The sequence below is a fragment of the Hahella sp. CCB-MM4 genome (assembly GCF_002260525.1).
GTDB lineage: Bacteria > Pseudomonadota > Gammaproteobacteria > Pseudomonadales > Oleiphilaceae > Hahella.
Map to the genome: position 1 here is coordinate 1 of NZ_MRYI01000044.1, position 2648 is coordinate 2648.

Sequence of the window (2648 nt, forward strand, 5' to 3'; positions counted from 1 at the left end):
ACAACGCTCAACATCAAGTAAAGCATTTCGAGAGCCGCGGCTTTCGCGCGTAACGCGTGAGGGCAGCGGCTTTTTTTATTGGATTCCAAAAAGTAGGGTGACACCATGGTTGCGGTCGTAACAGGAGAAGGGTTGGGTCTGTTTGGCAAGGAGCTGACCGGAGGCGCGGGTTTATCGCAGCTGCGGCAGGGACAGTCCGGGGAATCAGCCTATGTAAATGCGACCACGGGGAACCTGATCCTGCAGACCCGGGACGAGCTGCTGATGGGGATAGCGCGGGACAGCAGCCTGATCCGGACCTACAACAGCCAGGGGCAGTTCACCGACGACAACGGGGACAACTTCTACTTTAACTTCAATCAGACGCTGGAATTTGACAATGCGACCCTGGGTCAGGCCGGCAGTACCATCACCCGATTGGCTGGCGACGGCAGCCGCACGGTGTACACCTATGACGAATCCGCGGGCCACTATGTGTCCACGGTGGGCAGTGGGGCGCATGACACCATCGACTACAACCCCAACAGTGTGTACCGCTTCCTGTGGACGGAAGGGACGAGCCGGCAACAGGAAATCTATGATGACCAGGGCGTGCTGTTTGGCCTCAAGCACGAGGATGACCCAACCCGGCTGAGTATCTCGCGGACGGCGGAGAAGGTTACGATCAGCAATGCCAATGGCGAGAAGATCGAGATTTACTATGACAGCGAAGGCCGCCCGGACAATGTGAAGACCCGGTTGGCCAACGGACATGTCCAGGCCAGTGTGCTGTATCGGTATGACAGCAACAACCGCCTGTATCGGGTGAAAGTCGACCTCAGCCCGGAAGACAGCAGCATTGCCGATGGCCAGAGGTACATGACCACCTATGCGTATGAGGGGACCAGCAAACGGGTCTCCCGCATCGAGCAGAGCGACGGGACCGTGCTGGGCTTTGCCTACGAACTGGTGGATGGCCAGTACCGGGTGAGCAAGGTCACCCAGGGCGAAGGGGCGGAGGCGATGACCACCACCTATGCCTACGACACGGCGAAGCGGGAGACGGTGATCACCCGGGTCACTAATCCGACAACGGACACCGGCTACCAGACGATCCTGCGCTATGACGCGGCAGGCCAGATTACCGAGATCGAACGGCCGCAAAATGCCACGGCCAGCGCCCTGCAACAATACCGTTACGACAGTGACGGCAACCTGGTAGAGGTCACCGACGCCAAGGGGGCCCGCATCAGCTCCCGCTATGATGAACACGGCAACCTGCTGGAACAGCATGACGCACTGGGCTTTGTGACGGCCTACACCTATAACGATCGTCACCAGATCGAAACCCAGACCCGCTACCTGGTGGCAGACCCGGACGGGATCGAGGGTCCCCAGACCGCCAGTGATGGACAGACCAGCCGCCGGGTTTATGATGACAAAGGCCTGCTGCGGTTTGAGCTGGATGCCCTGGGCGGCGTCATCGAATACCAATACAACGAACAGCAACAGCTGGTGTCGACCCTTGGCCACACCCAAGGCTATGACCTCAGTGGTCTGGCGGTCGATGCGGTACCGACCTTAAGTACCCTGGAAACCTGGTCCGCCGGAGCCCTGCAGGCCGGGATGAGCCGGGTGGATTACGTCTATGACTTCCGTGGCCAGCTGAGCCAGAAAACCACCTACAGCGAGACCGATGCCAATGGGGTGGGCGTGACCTCCTCGGCCGCGATGGCTTTCTATATCTACGACCACAACGGTTGGTTACTGAAAGAAGTCAGTGCCGGCCACAGTGCACCGGCGGAAACCGCCAACGACCTGCCGAGCGCGATCGGTCACCAAACGAATCACGGCGAAACCCTGTATGTGTACGACGGCCTGGGTCGCCTGTTGTCCACCAAAGATGCCCTGGGTGTGATCCGTTCCACGACGGAATACCTGGGCAACCAGGTGGTGACCACGGACGCGGTGGGGCACCAGAGCGTGAGCCACTTCAACAGTGCCGGTCAACTGACCCACGTGGTGGAAAATGATGTCAGCAGCACCCCCGTGGAGCTGTCCCAGACGAGCCAGGAATATGATGACCTGGGACGACGTATCAAGGTAACGGATGCGTTGGGGAACAGCTCCCATTACGTGTATGACGCCCAGGACCGGGTACGCTTTGAGATTGATGCGGCGGGCTATGTCACCGAGTATGAGTATGATGCCCTGGGCCGGGTGATCCATACCTCCCGCTACGATGCGCCCTATACCGTGAATGACAGCGTCCTGGCGAGTCTGCAACAGACGGCCGACCAGGGAAGTCTGGGAAGTGTCGTGGTGGACAGCGAAAGCCAGCCGATCCCGTCAGGCTGGACCGCGGGCTCCAGTCTGCCCGGATTCGAAGGGGCAAACTACCTCTACGCCAGCAATGGTCAACCGTCATTTATCTGGGACACGGCCTTAGCGGGCAGCGCCCCCCATGAAGTATTCGCAAAGTGGACCGCCCACAGCAACCGGGCAAGCAATGCCACCTACCGCATTCATCACCTGGATGGGAACGGTCAGGCGACGACCACCGACGTGGTGGTGAACCAGCAGCTCAACGGAGGCGAGTGGATCTCCCTGGGCAGTTTTGCGTTCGGCGGTCAGGGGAAAGTGGAGCTGCTGACCTCTGGGGATGGGGC

Annotated in this window: 1 pseudogene; it reads left to right on the forward strand. The window is 59.9% G+C overall.

Annotated features, from left to right (window positions below):
- Nucleotides 1–105 precede the first annotated feature (105 nt).
- A pseudogene (locus BTA51_RS28755) lies at nt 106–2648 on the forward strand (hypothetical protein); the annotation flags it as partial.